The 18,499-nt window shown below is 68.1% G+C and carries 17 protein-coding genes and 1 tRNA gene; 7 read left to right on the forward strand and 11 right to left on the reverse strand.

The window, feature by feature from the left end; genetic code table 11:
* Positions 1–140: 140 nt before the first annotated feature.
* The 3 genes from RIC31_RS12425 to RIC31_RS12435 form a co-directional block, all read right to left on the reverse strand.
* Positions 141–1,775 carry a dihydroxyacetone kinase subunit DhaK gene (locus tag RIC31_RS12425; RefSeq protein WP_350107514.1) on the reverse strand — a complete coding sequence of 545 codons (1,635 nt, stop codon included), beginning with the start codon at positions 1,773–1,775 and terminating at the stop codon, positions 141–143.
* A 16-nt stretch (positions 1,776–1,791) separates the two neighbouring features.
* Positions 1,792–2,868, reverse strand: coding sequence for a class II fructose-bisphosphate aldolase (gene fbaA / locus RIC31_RS12430; protein ID WP_350107517.1), 1,077 nt, complete (start codon positions 2,866–2,868; stop codon positions 1,792–1,794).
* Between the two features lie 97 nt (positions 2,869–2,965).
* Positions 2,966–3,039, reverse strand: a tRNA-Gly gene (locus RIC31_RS12435).
* A 163-nt stretch (positions 3,040–3,202) separates the two neighbouring features.
* Between RIC31_RS12435 and RIC31_RS12440 the strand changes: the two genes are divergently transcribed.
* From RIC31_RS12440 to RIC31_RS12460, 5 genes are all read left to right on the forward strand, one after another.
* On the forward strand, positions 3,203–4,423 hold the full coding sequence (locus RIC31_RS12440; protein WP_350107520.1) for a calcium-binding protein: 1,221 nt from the start codon (positions 3,203–3,205) through the stop codon (positions 4,421–4,423).
* 80 nt (positions 4,424–4,503) lie between these two features.
* Complete coding sequence (apaG, locus tag RIC31_RS12445; protein ID WP_350107523.1) at positions 4,504–4,896, forward strand: Co2+/Mg2+ efflux facilitator ApaG/CorD; 393 nt, start codon at positions 4,504–4,506, stop codon at positions 4,894–4,896.
* Between the two features lie 226 nt (positions 4,897–5,122).
* A complete protein-coding gene (gene folE, locus RIC31_RS12450) occupies positions 5,123–5,701 on the forward strand; it encodes a GTP cyclohydrolase I FolE (RefSeq protein ID WP_350107564.1) in 579 nt (192 codons plus the stop codon).
* A 10-nt stretch (positions 5,702–5,711) separates the two neighbouring features.
* A complete protein-coding gene (argE, locus tag RIC31_RS12455; protein WP_350107526.1) occupies positions 5,712–6,890 on the forward strand; it encodes an acetylornithine deacetylase in 1,179 nt (392 codons plus the stop codon).
* 236 nt (positions 6,891–7,126) lie between these two features.
* Entirely contained in the window at positions 7,127–8,095 is a 969-nt protein-coding gene (locus RIC31_RS12460; protein ID WP_350107528.1) for a hypothetical protein, read from the forward strand.
* A gap of 410 nt (positions 8,096–8,505) precedes the next feature.
* Here RIC31_RS12460 and RIC31_RS12465 read toward each other — a convergent pair whose 3' ends face one another.
* From RIC31_RS12465 to RIC31_RS12500, 8 genes are all read right to left on the reverse strand, one after another.
* Positions 8,506–9,126, reverse strand: coding sequence for an Nramp family divalent metal transporter (locus RIC31_RS12465; protein ID WP_502990121.1), 621 nt, complete (start codon positions 9,124–9,126; stop codon positions 8,506–8,508).
* A gap of 82 nt (positions 9,127–9,208) precedes the next feature.
* Positions 9,209–9,700: an Nramp family divalent metal transporter gene (locus RIC31_RS12470; RefSeq protein ID WP_350107535.1), complete on the reverse strand. Its 492-nt coding sequence runs from the start codon at positions 9,698–9,700 to the stop codon at positions 9,209–9,211.
* A gap of 235 nt (positions 9,701–9,935) precedes the next feature.
* The gene (locus RIC31_RS12475; RefSeq protein WP_350107538.1) at positions 9,936–10,637 is read right to left on the reverse strand and encodes a class I SAM-dependent methyltransferase; all 702 of its coding nucleotides are present in this window, start codon (positions 10,635–10,637) and stop codon (positions 9,936–9,938) included.
* Positions 10,634–11,854: a BtaA family protein gene (locus tag RIC31_RS12480; RefSeq protein ID WP_350107541.1), complete on the reverse strand. Its 1,221-nt coding sequence runs from the start codon at positions 11,852–11,854 to the stop codon at positions 10,634–10,636. Before RIC31_RS12480 ends, RIC31_RS12475 begins: the two co-directional genes overlap by 4 nt.
* A 103-nt stretch (positions 11,855–11,957) precedes the next feature.
* The gene (locus RIC31_RS12485; RefSeq protein WP_350107544.1) at positions 11,958–12,566 is read right to left on the reverse strand and encodes a hypothetical protein; all 609 of its coding nucleotides are present in this window, start codon (positions 12,564–12,566) and stop codon (positions 11,958–11,960) included.
* A 69-nt stretch (positions 12,567–12,635) separates the two neighbouring features.
* On the reverse strand, positions 12,636–13,604 hold the full coding sequence (gene hslO / locus RIC31_RS12490) for an Hsp33 family molecular chaperone HslO (RefSeq protein WP_350107547.1): 969 nt from the start codon (positions 13,602–13,604) through the stop codon (positions 12,636–12,638).
* Positions 13,605–13,685: 81 nt separating this feature from the next.
* Positions 13,686–14,606, reverse strand: a complete 921-nt coding sequence (gene argF / locus RIC31_RS12495; RefSeq protein ID WP_350107550.1) for an ornithine carbamoyltransferase — start codon at positions 14,604–14,606, stop codon at positions 13,686–13,688.
* Positions 14,607–14,631: 25 nt separating this feature from the next.
* Positions 14,632–15,801: an aspartate aminotransferase family protein gene (locus tag RIC31_RS12500; protein WP_502990122.1), complete on the reverse strand. Its 1,170-nt coding sequence runs from the start codon at positions 15,799–15,801 to the stop codon at positions 14,632–14,634.
* A gap of 183 nt (positions 15,802–15,984) precedes the next feature.
* On the opposite strand from RIC31_RS12500, the gene RIC31_RS12505 reads away from it, so the two are divergent.
* Both RIC31_RS12505 and acs read left to right on the forward strand, forming a co-directional pair.
* Entirely contained in the window at positions 15,985–16,548 is a 564-nt protein-coding gene (locus RIC31_RS12505) for a regulatory protein RecX (protein ID WP_350107556.1), read from the forward strand.
* A gap of 278 nt (positions 16,549–16,826) precedes the next feature.
* On the forward strand, positions 16,827–18,499 hold a 1,673-nt coding region (gene acs / locus RIC31_RS12510), incomplete at its 3' end, for an acetate--CoA ligase (protein WP_350107558.1).

The following is an 18,499-nucleotide window of genomic DNA, read 5'->3' on the forward strand; positions in this document are numbered from 1 at the left end:
GCCCTGGCCGGCCCTTCGCGGCCCGCCGCTGCGCGGCGTGCACCTCAGGGCGACAGTAGATAGCGAATCCACACACAATCTCTATCGCCCTGAGGTGCCCGAAGGGCCTCGAAGAGCCGGCCGGAGACCGGTCCGCGCCCTCAGGTCAGCCCCTCGAACAGCCTGGCCACCGCCTCGGCGCCCGGGTCCGGATGCCCCGCGAGGTCGCCGGCCGACACGTAGGCCGAGCGGCCGGCGCGGGCCGGCATCGATCGGGTGGCGTCGGCCCCCGCCCTTGCCACCCGCGCGGCCGCGGCGACGCCCTCGCCGGCCGCCAGCGCCGCCAGCGCCGGTTCCAGGGCGTCGATCATGGTGCGGTCGCCGGGCCCGGCGCCGCCGGCCGCGGTCATGCGCTCCAGCCCGGCCTGCAGGGCCGCGGGCCAGTCCGCACCCTCGGCCGCCGCCTCCCCCGCCCCGGCGAAGAAGATCGCCAGCAGCACGCCGCTCGACCCGCCCATGCTGGTGCCGAGCGCGATGCCGATGGCGGTCAGCAGCGCCGGGGTGTCGGCCAGCGGCAGGCCGTCGACGCCGCCCAGCAGGCCGCGCGCCGCGGTCGCCAGGGTCGAGCCGGTGTCGCCGTCGCCGACCTTGGCGTCGAGCGCGTTCAGCTCCGCTTCCCGGGCCGCCAGCAGGGTACAGCAGCGCTCCAGCAGCGCCCGCATCACGGGATCGGCGGACGGCGTAAACCGCTGTGGCACCAGGCCGTCGGGCAGCGGCCGGATCTCCGGGTCGCCGAGGGCCCGCAGCGGCGCCCAGGCCGGGCAGCCGGTCGGGGCGGACAGCAGGGTCTCCTCGCCGTCCTGCAGGGCCAGCAGCGACACCGAGAATCCCCGCATGTCGAGCGAGGTCATCAGCGGCGCCGGGCCGATCATCCAGCCGAGCGAAGGCGCCAGCTCGGAGCGGCACAGCTCCTCGGCCAGCACCGCCATCTCCAGCGGCGTGCAGCCGCCCAGGTTGTTCAGCAGCAGGGCGTGCCGGCGACCCTGCGCCAGATGCGGCTTCAGCCGCGCGGCGACCAGGGCGACCGCGGCCCGCGCGCCCTCGAACGCGACCTTCTCGCTGCCCGGCTCGCCGTGGATGCCGAGGCCGAGCTCGGCCTGGCCGGCGGCGATCCGCTGCTCCTTCGGCGAGCCCGGGATCGTGCAGGTGTCGAGCGACATGCCGATCGAGGCCAGCCGGCCGATCGCCGAGCGGGCCGCGGACGCGACCTGGTCCAGGCCGACGCCGCCGGCCGCCAGCGCGCCGGCGATCTTGTGCACGAACAGGGTGCCGGCGACGCCGCGCGCCTGCACCGCGTCGGGCAGGGCGACGTCGTCGTCGACCACCACCATCTCGACCCGTTTGCCGAGCGCCCGGGCGCGGGCGGCGGCGAGGCCGAAGTTCAGGCGGTCGCCGGTGTAGTTCTTGACCACCAGCAGGCAGCCGGCCGGCCCGGTGACCGCCAGGATGCCGGCCAGCACCGCGTCGACGCTGGGCGAGGCGAACACCTCGCCGCACACCGCCGCGGTCAGCAGCCCCTCGCCGACGAAGCCGGCATGCGCCGGCTCGTGGCCGGAGCCGCCGCCGCTGATCACCGCGACCCGCTCGATCCCGTCCTTCGCGGGCCAGTCGGCGCGGACGATCACCTTGACGTGCGGGTAGCCGTCGAGCCGGGCGAGCCGGCCGCCGGATCCGCGCAGCAGGCCGTCCAGGGCCTCGGTGACCAGGGTGTCGCGGGCGTTGATGAACTGGTTCACGGGCGGGCTCCGGCGGTCAGGAGAGGGATGCGACCGACCGGCCGGCCGAGCGCAGCTGCGCGAATGCGGTGCCGAGCCGCTCGACCATCCCGGTCTCGCCGATCCGCAGCCATCTGCGCGGATCGTAGGCCTTCTTGTACGGCTCGCCGCTGTCGGGATCGATCTGGTGGCGGAACGCCGCCGGGGTGTCGAGGACGTAGCCGCCGATCGCCCGGGCGAAGGCGAACTGGGTGTCGGTGTCGATGTTCATCTTGAACACGCCGTAGCCGATCGCCGCCTCGATGTCGGCGATCTCCGAGCCGGAGCCGCCGTGGAACACCAGGTCGAGGGGGTTGCGGCCGAGGCCATGGGTCCGCGCCACGAGTTCCTGGGAGGCCTTCAAGATCTCCGGCCGCAGCTTCACGTTGCCGGGCTTGTAGACGCCGTGCACGTTGCCGAACGCGGCCGCCACCGAGAAACGGCCGACCGGCGACAGCCGGTCGTAGGCGGCCAGGACGTCCTCGGGCTGGGTGTAGAGCCGGGCGTTGTCGATCTGGTCGAGTTCGGCACCGACTCCGTCCTCCTCGCCGCCGGTCACCCCGAGTTCGATCTCCAGGGCCAGGCCGATCTTCGCCATCCTGGTGAGCATCGCCTCGCAGGCGGACAAGTTGGCCTCGATCGGCTCCTCCGACAGGTCGAGCATGTGCGAGGTGAACAAGGGCGTCCCGGACAGCGCCACGCTCCGCTCGCTGTGGCCGACGAGGTCCTCGACCCAGGGCAGCAGCGGCCGGTTCGCGTGGTCGGTGTGCAGGACCACGCAGATCCCGTAGTGCTCGGCCAGCAGTGCCGCGTGGCGGGCCGCGGAGACCGCGCCGAGGACCATCGCCAGATGCGCGTCCGGCAGCCCCTGGCCGGCGAAGAAGCGGGCGCCGCCGTTCGACAGCTGGACGATCACGTCGGAGCGATTCCGGGCGGCGGCCTCCAGCACGGCATTGAGCGAGCTGGTGCCGACCACGTTGACCGCGGGCAGGGCGTAGCCGCCTTCCTTGCAGTGCTGCACCAGGTCGGCGTAGGCGGGGCCCCAGACCAGGCCGGGTCTCAGTGCGAGCGCCATCGGGTAAGCCCTCGGGGCGGAACGGAGGCGCTATCCGACCACCAACGCGGCCCTGTTGGCAAGGCCGGCCGGGCGTTTCAGGGCGACGGGGAGGGGATGGAGCGGGTGAAGGGAATCGAACCCTCGTATGCAGCTTGGGAAGCTGCCGTTCTACCATTGAACTACACCCGCACGGCGCCCCGAACATGCGTCAGCCGAGGCGATCTTGCAAGTCCCCGGTGGGGGCCGTCGAACGACCCCGGTGACCGTGGCGCCGGATTTTGATAAAATCTTAAATGGCACGGACTTATGGCAGGGCAGAACGCCCGGGAGCCTCGAGAAGCAGGAGAGCGCCATGGCTACCGTATCGAGTTCGGTCACCGGACTGGCGGCGATCGCCGACGACGGGACCGACACCGGCACGCTGAACGTCACCTCGGGTACGCTGGCGAGCACCAGCCTCGCCCAGTTCACCGGCTATTCGACGATCAACGTCAGCGCCAACGCCGCGCACATCATCAGTGTGCCGACCACCATCCTGGCGTCCACCAGCGCGACCCTGACGATGGTGGTGACCAGCACCATCGGCATCTCGTTCACCGGCGTCGATCTCACCGGGTCCCAGCTCAAGGTCAACCTCACCGCCTCGGAAGGGGCCGACACCATCACCGGCGGACCGGACGACGACACCCTGGTCGGCGGCGACGGCAACGACTCAATCGTCGGCGGCGCCGGCAACGGCGACGACCTGGTCTCGGGCGGCGCCGGCATCGACAGCATGTACGGCAACAACGGGGCCGACAGCATGTTCGGCAACGACGGCGCCGACCTGATCTACGGCAACATCGGCAACGACGCGCTGTCCGGCGGCGCCGGGGCAGACACCATCTTCGGCGGCCAGGACAACGACACCCTGGGCGGCGGCGACGACAACGACCTGCTGTGGGGCAATGCCGGCAACGACTCGATCCTGGGGGATGCCGGCGCCGACATCGTCTACGGCAATGCGGGCGACGACATCCTCAGCGGCGGTGCCGGCGCCGACAGCCTGTTCGGGGGCCAGGGCAACGACACGCTCCAGGGCGGCGCCGATTCCGACGTGGTCTACGGCAACCTGGGCAACGACGCGCTCACCGGCGGGGCCGGCGTGGACTGGCTGTACGGCGGGCAGGGCAACGACTTGGCGCAGGGCGGGTCGGAGGCCGATATCGTCTACGGCAATCTCGGCAACGACACTCTGCTCGGCGGCGCCGATGCCGACTGGCTGTACGGCGGCCAGGGCAACGACACCCTGTCCGGCGGCGCCGGCAACGACGTGCTGGCCGGCAACAACGGCAACGACGTGCTGGTCGGCGGCGCCGGCGGCGACACCTTCCGGATGGGCACGCCGAGCGGCAACGACACCATCAGCGACTTCGATTTCAGCGCCGGCGACCTGATCAGCCGGACCTCCGGCATCACCTGGAGCGCCGCCGACGTCAACAGCGTGGCCGTGGTGACCTTCTCGAACGGCGCCACGGTGACCCTGACCGGCATCGCGGCGGCGTCGGTGGTCGACGGCTGGTTCACCACCTGACGGGTGCCCCTGTACCGGCATTGGAAACCGGCGCGTCGACGACCTAAGTCTTGGAGAACTGGATATCCAAGGACGGACTGATGTACAGCTGCACCACGCACGACATCCGGGTCACCGTTCAGCCGATGTATCTGGACGAGCAGTCGTCTCCCGACGACCAGCAGTTCGTCTGGGCCTATCAGGTGCGGATCGAGAATCTCGGCGAACGGACGGTCCGGTTGCGCAACCGGTACTGGTCGATCACCGACGCCCGCGGCCGCACCCAGGAGGTGCGCGGCCCCGGCGTGGTCGGCGAGCAGCCGTTGCTGCGCCCGGGCGAGAGCTTCGAATACACCAGCGGCTGCCCGCTCTCGACCCCGTCGGGCATGATGGTCGGGGCCTACGAGATGGAGGCCGAGAGCGGCGAGCGGCTGGAAGTGGACATCCCGGCCTTCTCGCTCGACAGTCCGCACCAGCGCGTCAGTCTGAACTGACGTCCCCGGAATCCGGACCGGCCGGCCGATCACACGGCCGTGACCGAGCGTTCTTTGATCCGGACCGGATATCCGGCGTATAACCAAAGTCGAATCCCCGCACGCCTTGGATGTGCACTTCGGCAACTGGCTCTGCCCCCGGGGCATCCCCTCCCGAAACAAGGATCCTGCAATGAGTCCCTACGACAACGCGCTGGCCAAGGCCGACGACTCCGTGCTGCCGGCGATGCGCCGCAAGCCGACCCGCGAGCAGGCGGAGGGCGCGGTCCGCACGCTGATCGAGTGGATCGGCGAGGACCCGGACCGCGAGGGGCTGGCCGACACGCCGGCGCGCGTGGTCAGGAGCTACGAGGAGCTGTTCGGGGGCTATCTGTCCGATCCGGCGGACATCCTGGCGCGCACCTTCGACGAGGTGGAGGCCTATGACGAGATCGTGCTCCTCAAGGGGGTTCGGTTCGAGTCGTTCTGCGAGCACCACATGCTCCCGATCATCGGGACCGCCCATGTCGCCTACTATCCGCGCGGGCGGGTCGTCGGCATCTCCAAGCTGGCCCGCGTCATCGACGCCTATGCCCGGCGCATGCAGATCCAGGAACGCCTGACCGCCCAGATCGCCGGCGCCATCCAGTCCGTGCTCGACCCGCTCGGGGTGGCCGTGATGATCGAGTCCGAGCATCACTGCATGAGCACCCGCGGGGTTCGAAAGCATGGCGTCGGCATGGTCACCACCCGTATGCTCGGCTGCTTCAAGGAGGATCCCGCGCACCGGCGCGAGTTCCTGCAACTGATCCGGCAAGGCGACTGAGCGGGCAAACATGACCACCGGTTCCGACGGGCGGCTGGCGCGTTCGATCGCGATGATCGAACGCCTGGTGGGCTACGACACCACTTCGCGCAATTCCAACCTCGAGCTGATCGAGGACGTCCGCGGCTATCTCGCCGAGCACGGCGTCGAGGCGCGGCTGACCCGCGACGAGACCGGCGGCAAGGCCAATCTGTGGGCGACCATCGGCCCGGACGTGGCCGGCGGCGTCGTGCTGTCCGGCCATACCGACGTGGTGCCGGTGGACGGCCAGAAATGGACCTCCGATCCGTTCGCCGTGGCCCGCCGCGACGGGCGGCTGTACGGCCGCGGCACCTGCGACATGAAGGGCTTCGTCGCAACCGCCCTGGCGCTGGTGCCGGAGATGGCGAAGGCCGGGCTGAGGGTGCCGATCCACCTGGCGCTGTCCTATGACGAGGAGGTCGGCTGCCTGGGGGTGCGCGGCATCATCCAGGACGTCACCGGCAACCTGCCGCGGCCGCGCGCCGTGATCGTCGGCGAGCCGACCTCGATGCAGCTGATCGGCGGCAACAAGGGCACCCGGGTCTACCACACCGACATCACCGGGGTGCCGGCGCATTCCAGCCAGCCGGCGCTCGGCGCCAGCGCCATCGACGCCGCGGCCCGGCTGGTCGGCTTCCTCGGCGAGCTCGGCCGCGAGTTCGAGGCCGACGCCGATCCGCTGTCGGCCTTCGACCCGCCGTGCTCGACCTTCAACGTCGGCGTCATCCACGGCGGCACCGCCCACAACATCGTCGCCGAGACCTGCCATCTGACCTGGAGCGTTCGGCTGGTGCCGACCGACGACGCCGACGCCATCGAGGCGCGGATACGGCGGTTCTGCGACGACGAGCTGGAGCCGGCGCTGAAGGCGGCGGCGCCGCATGCCGGGGTGGTCACCGTGCGGGTCACCGACGTCCCCGGCCTGCAGCCCGACGAGACCTCGGCGGCCGAGGCGCTGGTCCGCCACCTGACCGGGCTGAACGCCTCCGGCGTGGTGGCCTACGGCGCCGAGGCCGGGCTGTTCCAGCAGGCCGGGATCCCGGCGGTGATCTTCGGCCCCGGCAGTATCGACCAGGCCCACAAGGCCGACGAGTTCGTCGACGTCTCGCAGATCGACGAGTGCGGCGCCTTCGTCGAGAAGCTGATCGCCTGGGCGAGGACGAGCTGATCTTAATTGTCTGGGGTGCGATGCCCTGCTTCTCCTGATCCTAGCAGCGACATAAAGACAACCGACGATACCTTGACACAAATTATATTCTCGCTTTCGATGCTCCCATTCTTGATATGGAGGGGGCAATGATAAGCGACGGCTCGCGTCACAGACTCTTAATAATTTTTTTGGTCGCTACAGTCTGTCTTGTAGGAGCGTTAGTTCTTGAGCGAATGCCTACCGAGATGGAGCATATGTCAGTTCATGTAGAGCAGGTGGACGGAAAAATAACCCACATATTATCACAAGAAGATGGATTTTTTCTTTTTAAAAAGTATACATGGATTGCTGTTCTTAAGGAATTATTTTTTGCATTGGTCATTGCTTGCGTGGTTTCGGTGGGAATTGAAGCGACCGCAAAGAAGGAATTAAATAATGAAATCTCTGAAAATCTTAGACGAATACAAGAAAATGTTCTGGCAGCGACATTCGGAAAACAAATTCCAAGTGAACTGTTCTCAGAAACTCGTGATTTAGTATTAAAAGCTGATTTTGTTAGAACAAGACATAGGGCTCAATATGTATTGTCTGTTGTTAATTTGAAAGATCTAAAAATAACATCATATGATTTAAAAATGATAAAGATGGTGGTTATTGTATATTCCACTGTAAAGAATGTTTCGGGAACAAAGAAAGATTATGATGTTAGGCTTGAAGTGGAAAAAGCCCCGTTTATCGAACTAGAACCATTGACTGTTATCAAGAGAATTCAAATAGGAGAAACTGAACTAGGAAAAGGAAGCATTAGATTCGCTGACGCATCCGAGCGCGATACAGATATGTATAAGAAACTTCACCATACTGTCAGCTCGATCGAACCAGGAAGCGAGATTAATATTGTAACTGAAATAAATAGTTTTAAATTTATGACAGATACGGAGGTCTGGAGAAGCTTGTACCCCGGATTAAATATGGATCTGGAGGTACAATTTCCTCCTGAAATTCTGAAAGTCGGCGCTAGTGCGTTGCATCGAACCGGAGCGAGGAGTGTTTTGACCGATTCAGCATCAGGCCGATACAATTGGCAAATTGATCAACCCGTATTACCCCATCAAGGTATGCTATTTTGGTGGCGAGAATGCGACAACTCTGCCGAGCATTTTTCTAGGCGAATTGCCATGAAAGACGGTGAAATATCGGAGCATGGCACGGAACCTGCCTAGCTATTGGATGTTAATCCGTTTATAACCAAATACGGATTAGCATGTTTCCCCATCTCATCGCAGATGGGAGGAGTTACAAAAGGAGGATACTATGATGTGTCATCTGAATGGAAGCGGCAGCGCCAACTAAGTGAGCGCCGCGACAGCATGCGGCTTCAGCGAGAGGGGGGGGGCTATACCCCCCCTCTTTTTTTTGGTGGGCAGAATTTGCAGACCGGCAATCGATGCCCACGGATGACGCTAGTCGAGCCTCCGATCCGGCCTCGTGCAAGATCGGTACGATCGGCTCATCTCTGAACTTCGACATGCACATCGCTGCCTGCCACCGAGAGGCAGCCTCTCAAGTTTTCCATGGAACGAAAACCCGGTAGCAGGCCAGGGGAGCCACAAGAGCAGCGGCATAATGAGCGCTACGCCAAGCCCGGCACCGGCACGCCGAAGGTCTGCAACAGAAGTACCAGGTTGAGCGTCAGCACCACCGCGCTGCCGAGCACGGCGGCGACCGTGGTGAGCTGGCGGTTGGCGAATTCGCCCATGACGGCGCGGCTACCGGTGAACAGTACCAGCGCGATCATCGGCACCGGCAGGGTCAGGCTGAGGATCACCTGGCTCAGCACCAGGGCCTGGGTGGAGTCGACGCCGGCCGCGACCACCGCGCAGGCCGGCAGCATGGTGACCAGCCGGCGCACCCAGATCGGGATCCGGAAGCCGACGAAGCCCTGCATGATCATCTGCCCGGCCATGGTCCCGACCACCGAGCTGGAGATCCCCGAGGCGATCAGCGACACCAGGAACATTGCCGCCGCGCAGGCGCCGAGCAGCGGCGTCAGGGTGTGGTAGGCGGTGTCGATCTCGGCGACTTCGCTGTGGCCGAGGTGGAAGGCGGCGGCGGCCATCAGCACCATCGCCATGTTGACCAACCCGGCGGCGGCCAGCGCGACCACCACCTCGCGGTTCGAGTAGCGAACCAGCATGCGGCATTCGCCGGCGTCGCGCGGCGGCGTGCGAGCCTGGATCGGCCCGGAATGCAGATAGCGTGCGGCATCACGGTCGCGCCAATGATGCCGACCGAGATAGTCAGGGCGTCCAGGTCCAGCATCCGAGGGGTGACAACTAGGCCGAGCCCCAGGACACCGGCGCGATGAACAGCTCGATCACGTAGCAGAGGCCGATCACCAGCACGATCGCACAGATCACGATCTCCATGGCGCTGAAGCCGGAGCGCTCCAGCAGCCGGAGCGCTCCAGCAGCAGGATCGCGTAGGTCACGGCTGCGGTGACCGCCATGCCGGCCAGCAGCGGCATGTCGAGCAGCAGGGCCAGCCCGATGGCGCCCCCCTAGGAACTCCGCCAGGTCGGTCGCCATCGCGGCGACCTCGCTGACCACCCACATCGGCCACACGATCCACGGCGGGAACCGGTCGCGGCACATCTCGGCGAGGTTGCGCCCGGTCACCAGGCCGAGCTTGGCCGACAGCACCTGGAACAGCATGGCGATCAGGTTGGCGGTCAGCACCACCCACATCAGGGTGTAGCCGAACCGGGACCCCGCCTGGATGTTGGTCGCGAAGTTGCCCGGGTCCATGTAGGCGATTGAGGCGATCACCGCCGGCCCGGTGAACAGCAGGAACGACGCACCGCCGCGCCGTTCGCCGGACAGTACCGCGCGCGGCCGCGGCGGTGCGGTCGGACAGGGTCCCCGGCTGCTGCCGGCCGATTGCGGCGAGGGCCATGTCGAGCGTCGGGTGGTCGCGGCCCGGAGATCGGTTCGCTCGATACCGAGGCCCCGGTCGGATGCCGGGGAGCGGATGGTGTGACGGTGTATGCGGGCGGCGGGAGCCTCAGGCCTTCACGAAGGTGAAGAACTCGGCGTAGCGACCACCGATGGTGCGGGTTTCGAGCCGGCCGCGGCCCTCGGCCGCCCGATAGGCGAACCAGTCGCCTACCTCCGGGCGATGGGCGACGTGGAACTTCTCGAGCCACCACGCCAGGAGGTCCCGGAACCCGTCGGGCAGGCCGCGGGCGTCGCCGAAGTCGACGACATGCAGCGACCCGCCCGGCTTCAACTGGTCGAGCGCGTTGTCCAGCGCATCCAGCGGCCCGGGGATGATCGACAGGGTGTAGGAGAACACGATCCGGTCGAACGGCTGCGTCCGGGTGAAGATCTCCGGCGTGAAGGTCTGGGCGAAGGCCTGGGCCAGCGGGATGCGGCCGGCCAGGCCGGCCCGGGCGACCTTCACGGTGGCGGTCTTCAGCATCTCGTCCGACGCGTCCAGGCCGTAGAACCGGGCCTGCGGGTAGCGGCGCGCCATCTTCACCAGGTTGCGCGCTGTCCCGCAACCGATCTCGAGCACGGCCTCGCCCGGCGCCGCGCCAAGCCGCTCGATCAGCCCGTCCCGTCCGAACAGGTAGTATTTGCGGGTCAGGTCGTAGAAGTGGCGCTGGAGCCGGTACATCCGGTCCATCGACTCGCGGGCGTCGTCGACCGGCTCCCCGGCGCTGTCGTGGTCAGTGGCGGCGCCGTGCAGGTTCGAGGCGCTCATGCGTCACGCAGCGTGTAGACGTGGAAGCCGCCGTAGATCGACGACCGGTCGCGCCGGTTCAGCTCCACGCTGGTCTCCGCCTCGTAGCGCCAGCGGTCGAGCAGCGCCGCCGGCAGATGGTCCGGCAGGATGGTCTTCACGCCGGCGGTGCGGAACACCACCTTGGCGTCCGGCCGGGCGGTCCGCAGGATCTGCGCCCAAAGCTCGTTCATCTGCCGGCTGTCCATCCAGTCCTGGGCGTCCAGCAGCACGTAGCGGTCGAGGCTGAGCGCCGGCTCCTCGGCCAGTCGCGCGGTGATCGAGGCCTGGGTGATCTCGACCCGGTCGACGGTCTCTCGCAGGCTCTGGAAATGCGCCTCCTGGAGATAGCGCGGCACCGCCTTGCGGTTCTCCCGGTCGTAGCGCCGGCCGAAGGCCTGCCAGGCGAAATAGTTGTCCTCGAGCGGGAAGTCGCAGGCCAGCCGTTCCAGCCGCTGGCGCAGCAGGGCCGCCATGTCGCCGTCGGCGGCGTCGGACTTCAGGTCGTCGAACTGCGCCGGCGGGATCCCGAGGCCGTACAGGGAGCTGGGGTTGCGGCACAGCGCGCGGACCAGCCACGACCGGAAGACCGGAGCCAGCTGCTCGTCGAAGATCCGGCGCTGGTCCTCCATGGTCTTGGCTTCGAGCATGCGGCGCGGGTCGACGCCGTGCAGCCGGGCGAGGATATGGACGATGGTGATGAACCGTCCCAGCAGCCCGTACTTGTAGATGTTGCGCGAGAACAGCGAGATCCGACGGCCGGACCAGGTCAGCTGGTTCCAGTAGGCACGGGTCTCGGGGTCGAGCTGGCCGGCGAGGTGCCGGTCGTAGGCCGCGGCGTTGTCGGCGCGGTCGGCCTCGCCGAAGAACCGGAAGAACGTCTCGAAGTCCGGCAGGTGGGTGATCGCCGCGTGCTTCAGGCGGTTCAGCGCGACGTGATGCCGGTTCAGGTCGACCGTGATGATCTTCTCGGGCCGCTCCGTCAGGTAGGCCAGGGCGTTGCAGCCGCCGGACGCGATGCTGACGATCCGCTTGCCCTCGAGCGGGCCCATTGCCGCGATGTCGATCTCGGGATCTTCCCAGATCTGCGGGTAGACCAGGCCGGAGAACGCCAGGGTGAACAATCGTTCCTGCAGGCCGCGCCGGGTATATACCGGCGCCTTGATCACCGCAGCCTTCAGGACGTTGGCCGCACCCATCGCATCCTCCGTTTCGAATCAGACCCCCGTTGATACCCGCTTTATATGACAGAATCGCTGCAATGCGGGATAGCGGTGGAAAGCGTGGCCTGCGACGGAAAACTCAGCGGACGTAGGGCGCCAGTTTCCCGCGAATCGCAGCTTCCATCGAGGCGGCGAAATCGGTCGCGGTCGCCTCGACCAGATTGTACCACAATCGTTGCCGGTCGTTCAGCGACGCATCCTCGGCGATCGTCTGGTAACGGGTGGCCTGGGCCTCGGCATTGCCGAGCAGGCGGCCGTCGGCGCCGTACAGGTCGAGCCGGCCCTCGATGGCGGCGTCGTAGCGCTCCGCCTGGTCGACGGTGAACCAGCCCTTCAGGCCGCCGGTGGTCTTCAGCCGGTTCTCGACCAGGCTGCCCTTCGTGATCCGGAACACCGCCCGGCCGCCGGCGCCGGAGGCGCGCAGCACGTCGCGCGCCCAGCGCTCGGTCGCGGCCGCCGGGGCGAGCGGCGCGCGGTGCTCGACGTTGGGGTCGGCGAGCGGCATCCGGTACTCGTCGACGATCTCGATCCGGGCGGCGTCCAGGGTGATCGGCGCCCGGCCGGCGAAGGTCAGGTCGGCGAAACGCACGGTCGGGTCCGGGCGCGCGCAGCCGGCGGCGAGGCCGGCGGTGGCGAGGGCCAGGAAGGTCCGGCGGCGGATCGGGCGGTGGGCGGCAGGGGCGGTCATCGGGAGCCTCGCGAGGGGGAGCGACTCAGGGAGAATGCGTCTCGGAATGCGGCAGGAGGACGGCCGGCGTCAGAAGCCCGGCGGCTCGTCGTCGGCGCGCAGGGCGTCCAGCGCGGCATCATCATAGCGCCATTCCCGCTTGCAGAACTCGCAGACCACCACGACGTCCTCGTCCTGCCGCAGATCCGCCAGTTCCTCGGCCGACAGGGCCCGCAGCACCCGCTCGACCCGGACGTTGGAGCAACGGCAGGAATCGGCGACCGGCTGCGGCGGATAGGCCCGCACGCCCTCCGAATGGAACAGTCTCAGCAGCAGCTGGTCGGGAGACAGCTCTTCGGCCAGCAACTCGGCGGCGGTGGCGCTGCTCATCAGCGTCACCGCGGTGCGCCAGGTCTCGTCGTACTCGTCCTCGCTCGGCCGGCCCGGCAGGTCGCGCTGGTACGGCAGCCGCTGGATCATCAGGGCGCCGGCCCGCCAGGCCGGGCCGTCGGCGGTCGCCACCCGGCCGGCCGCCAGCTTCACGCCGGCCTCGAGCTGCTCGGAGTTGCGGAAATAGGAATGGGTGCACTCCGACAGGGTATGGCCCTCGAGCTGGACGATGCCCTGGTAGCGGTCGGTGTTGGCGCCCTGGTCGACGGTGAAGGCGATGTAGCCGCCGCCCAGCAGTCGAGGCACCGACCGCTCGGCGATCGCGGTGGCGTCGGCCGCCGCCAGGCGGTCGGCGTCGTAGCGCGCATAGGCCCGCATCTCGCCGGCGCTGGTGATGTCGGCCATCAGCGTGCTGATCGGGCCGTCGCCCTTGGTCTGCAGGGTGAAGATGCCCTCGTATTTCAGCGCCCCGGCCAGGCAGGCGGCGAGCGCCATGGTCTCGGCGAGCATCGCCGCCACCGGCTCCGGGTAGTCGTGCCGGCCGAGTATCCGGTCGACCACCGGTCCCAGGCGGATCAGCCGGCCGCGCAGGCCGTAGGGGTCGATCTGGAAGGGCAGGATGATGTCGTCGCGTCCGGTATGCTCGAACAGGGCGTCCCGTGCGCTCATGGGGTCTCCGCTCGGACCGCGTCGCGGCCCTTCGTAGGGATTTACGGGTGGCCGGCCGCGCGACCGCGCGGCCGCTCCGGGTCAGGCGTCCGGTTGGTCGGGTGCCAGGCACCAGGACAGCACCGCCATCTGGGTGTGCATGCGGTTCTCCGCCTCGTCCCAGACGATCGACCGCGGCCCGTCGATCACGCCGGCGGTGACCTCCTCGCCGCGGTGCGCCGGCAGGCAGTGCATGAACACCGCGTCCGGCCCGGCCCTGGCCATCAGCGCCTCGTCGACCCGGTAGGCCGCCAGCAGGTTGTGCCGGTTGATGTCCTCGTCGCCCATCGACACCCAGGTGTCGGTGACCACCGCGTCGGCGCCAGCCACCGCCGCCGCCGGATCGTGCAGCACGGTGATCCGGCCGCCCTTGGCGCGCGCCCAGGCGATCACCTCGGGCGGCGGGCCGAGCTCGGGCGGACAGGCGATGCGCAGCTCGAAGTCGAACTGCACGGCAGCCTGGATCCAGGAGGACGCCATGTTGTTGCCGTCGCCCGACCAGGCGATCACCCGGTCCTTGATCGGCCCGCGGTGCTGCTCGAAGGCCATCACGTCGGCCAGCAGCTGGCACGGGTGGGTATGGTCGGTCAGGCCGTTGATCACCGGCACGCTGGCGTATTCCGCCAGCTCCAGCAGGGTGCTGTGGCGGAAGGTGCGGATCATGATGCAGTCGACGTAGCGTGACAGCACCCGGGCGGTATCGGCCACGGTCTCGCCGCGGCCGAGCTGCAGGTCGGCGCCCTGCAGCACGATCACCTCGCCGCCGAGCCGCTTCATGCCGGACTCGAAGGAGACCCGGGTGCGGGTCGACGGCTTCTCGAAGATCATCGCCAGGACCTTGCCGTCCAGCGGCCGCGCCGCCAGGCCGTCGCCGGCCTTGTAGGCCTTGGCCTGCTCGATCATCGACCGCAGGGTCGCGGCGTCGAGCCGGTCGAGATCGAGAAAGTGACGCACACCGTTCATGGGCGGCCCCCCGGCCGCGATCGGATCAAGCGGCATCGCGCGCCAGCCCGGCGCAGGCGGCGTCGATCGCCTTCACCGCCTCCTCCACATGGGTCTCCTCGATGTTCAGCGGCGGCAGCAGCCGCAGCACGTTCTCGGCGGCACCGACGGTCAACAGGCCGTGCTCCTCGCGCAGACGGGTCTGAAGGTCGCCGCTCGGAACCACGCATTTCAGGCCGAGCAGCAGGCCGCTGCCGCGCACCTCCGAGACCACCTTCGGGTGGCGTTTGGCCACGGCCTCCAGCTTGCCGCGCAGCAGCCCGGAGATGCGCTCGACCTGCGGCAGGAAGCCGTCGGCGAGGATCACGTCGAGCACTGCGTTGGCGGCCGCCATGGCCAGCGGGTTGCCGCCGAAGGTCGAGCCGTGCAGCCCCGGCTTCATGCCGGATGCCGCCTTCTCGCTGGCCAGCACCGCGCCGACCGGGAAGCCGCCGCCCAGGCCCTTGGCCGAGGCCATGATGTCGGGCGCCATGCCGGCCCATTCGTGGGCCCAAAGCCTGCCGCTGCGGCCCATGCCGCACTGCACCTCGTCGAACACCAGCAGCAGGCCGAACTCGTCGGCGATCTCGCGCAGCGCCCGCAGATAGCCCTCGGGCGCGGCGTTCACGCCGCCCTCGCCCTGCACCGGCTCAACCAGGATCGCGGCGGCATCGTCGGAGATCGCGGCGCGCATCTCGTTGAGGTTGCCGAAGGCGACGTGGCTGAACCCCTGCACGCGCGGCCCGAAGCCCTCGCGGTAGGCGTCCTTGTCGGTCGCCGACAGCATGCCGAGGGTGCGGCCGTGGAACGAGTGGGTGCAGCAGATGATCCGGGTGCGGTTCGGCTCGCCGTTGTGGAAGTGGTAGCGGCGCGCCACCTTGGTCGCGCCCTCCAGCGCCTCGACGCCGGAGTTGCAGAAGAACACGGTGTCGGCGAAGGACGACGCGACCAGCCGGTCGGCCAGCTTCTCCTGCTCGGGAATCCGGTACAGGTTCGAGACGTGTATCACCCGGGCCGCCTGCTCGCTGATCGCGCGCACCAGATGCGGGTGGGCGTGGCCGATCGAGTTGGTCGCGATGCCGGCGGCGAAGTCCAGGTATCGTCGGCCGTCGGTGGCGAACAGGTAGGGGCCCTCGCCCCGCTCGAAAGCGATGTCGATCCGGCCATAGGTCGGCATCACGCTGGTCACCACGATCCGCACTCCTCGGGACTCCGGGGCCGCCATTCGGTCCCGGGAAAACCGCGATACTCGGAACCTGACCGGAGGTTGTCAACGATTCGCGCGCGGCTGCGACGTTAAGGGTCGGCGGCACGGCCGCCCCGGGTGGGCGTCCGCCACGAATCCTGCGACAGTCCGCCGATGAGCGACGCAGACACGAGGAAGCCGGCCGGCCGCCGCCCGCGCGGACCGCTGAAGAAGTCCAGCCTGGAGAACGCCGCGCTGTACTACCTGGAGCGCCATGCCAGCTCGGTCGAGGGCCTGCGCCGGGTGCTCGCCCGCCGGGTGGAGCGGGCCGCCCGCGAGGAGCGCTGCGACCGCGACGAGGCGGCGAAATGGGTCGAGGACATCGTCGGCCGGTTCGCGCGCTCCGGCCTGGTCGACGACCGGCTGTTCGCCGAGGGCAAGGTGGCGAGCCGGCGGCGGCGCGGCGATTCCGCCCGGCGCATCCAGATGGTGTTGCGCGAGAAGGGCGTCGATCCGGAACTGATCGACCAGGCGCTCGCCGGGCAGGACGGCGACGACCGCCGCACTGCCGAGCTGGAGGCGGCCTGGCGGCTGGCCCGCCGCCGCAGGCTCGGCCCGTACCGCGCCGCCGAACAGCGCCCGGAGCTGCGTGACCGCGACCTGGCCGCCATGGCCCGGGCCGGTTTCGACCTGGACACCGCCCGGGCGGTGATCGATGCCGAGGCGCCGCCGGCCTGACCGTGCCGGCCACCGCGGTTTGTCGAGTTCGGCCTGTAAATCATTGACACGCGAACCGGTCGCGGGCGCCCGAAGCTGACATATCTTCACGCGCGGGGATCGCCGGCGTTGCCCCGTTCGCCCGGGAGCCGCTATCGGTAGGCGACCGCCGGTGGGGCAGGGCCTTGTTCCGGCCTGTGCGGTGTGGATACTGCGCAGTAAGTGAACGACAAGCGTCCCGACGCCGACCGTCATCCGGTCGAAAGCAAGGTCGGGCGGACCAGCAAGGGAGACGGTCAATGTCCGAAGACATGGTCATCGCAGTGTCGGAGGCCGCAGCTCGGACGGCGCATATCGACAAGGCCAAGTACCAGGAGATGTATGCCCGCTCGGTGTCCGACCCGGAAGGCTTCTGGGCCGAGCACGGCAAGCGGATCGACTGGATCAGGCCGTACTCCAGGGTCAAGGACGTCTCCTTCGACGAGAGCGACCTGCACATCCGCTGGTTCGAGGACGGCACCCTGAACGCCTCCGCCAACTGCCTGGACCGCCACCTGGCGACCCGCGGCGACCAGACCGCGATCCTGTGGGAGGGCGACGACCCGTCCGAGAGCAAGGCGATCACCTATCGCGAGCTGCACGCCGAGGTCTCGAAGTTCGCGAACGTGATGAAGAGCCTGGGGGTCAGGAAGGGCGACCGGGTCACGATCTACATGCCGATGATCCCGGAAGCCGCGGTCGCCATGCTGGCCTGCACCCGGATCGGCGCCATCCACTCGGTGGTGTTCGGCGGGTTCTCGCCGGACAGCCTGGCCAACCGCATCCAGGACTGCGACAGCAACATCGTCATCACCGCCGACGAGGGCCTGCGCGGCGGCCGCAAGGTGCCGCTGAAGAAGAATGCCGACGCGGCGCTGAAGAGCTGCCCGTCCTGCAAGACCTGCGTGGTGGTGCGGCGCACCGGCGGCGCCGTCGACATGACGGCCGGCCGCGACCACTGGTACCACGACCTGATGGCGTCGGCCTCGGCCGACTGCCCGCCGGCCGAGATGGGGGCCGAGGATCCGCTGTTCATCCTCTACACCTCCGGCTCGACCGGCAAGCCGAAGGGGGTGCTGCACACCACCGGCGGCTACATGGTCTACGCCTCGATGACCCACGAATACGTCTTCGACTACCAGCCGGGCGAGGTGTACTGGTGCACCGCCGACGTCGGCTGGGTCACCGGGCACAGCTACATCGTCTACGGGCCGCTGGCCAACGGCGCGATCAGCCTGATGTTCGAGGGCGTGCCGAACTACCCGGACGCCAGCCGGTTCTGGCAGGTCGTCGACAAGCACAAGGTCAACATCTTCTACACCGCCCCGACCGCGATCCGCGCGCTGATGCGCGAGGGCGAGGACCTGGTGAAGAAGACCTCGCGCAAGTCGCTGCGCCTGCTCGGCTCGGTCGGCGAGCCGATCAACCCCGAGGCCTGGCTCTGGTACCACCGCGTCGTCGGTGACGAGCGCTGCCCGATCGTCGACACCTGGTGGCAGACCGAGACCGGCGGCATCCTGATCACCCCGCTGCCGGGCGCCACCGACCTGAAGCCGGGTTCCGCCACCCTGCCGTTCTTCGGGGTGACGCCGCTGCTGGTCGACAACGACGGCCAGCCGCTCGAGGGCGCCACCGACGGCAATTTGTGCATCGCCGACAGCTGGCCGGGCCAGATGCGCACGGTCTACGGCGACCACGAGCGGTTCTTCCAGACCTATTTCGCGACCTTCCGCGGCCTGTACTTCACCGGCGACGGCTGCCGGCGCGACGCCGACGGCTACTACTGGATCACCGGCCGGGTCGACGACGTCATCAACGTGTCCGGGCACCGCATGGGCACCGCCGAGGTCGAGAGCTCGCTGGTCGCCCACCCGAAGGTCGCCGAGGCCGCCGTGGTCGGCTATCCGCACGACATCAAGGGCCAGGGCATCTA

The organism is Thalassobaculum sp. (assembly GCF_040219615.1).
GTDB lineage: Bacteria > Pseudomonadota > Alphaproteobacteria > Thalassobaculales > Thalassobaculaceae > Thalassobaculum_A.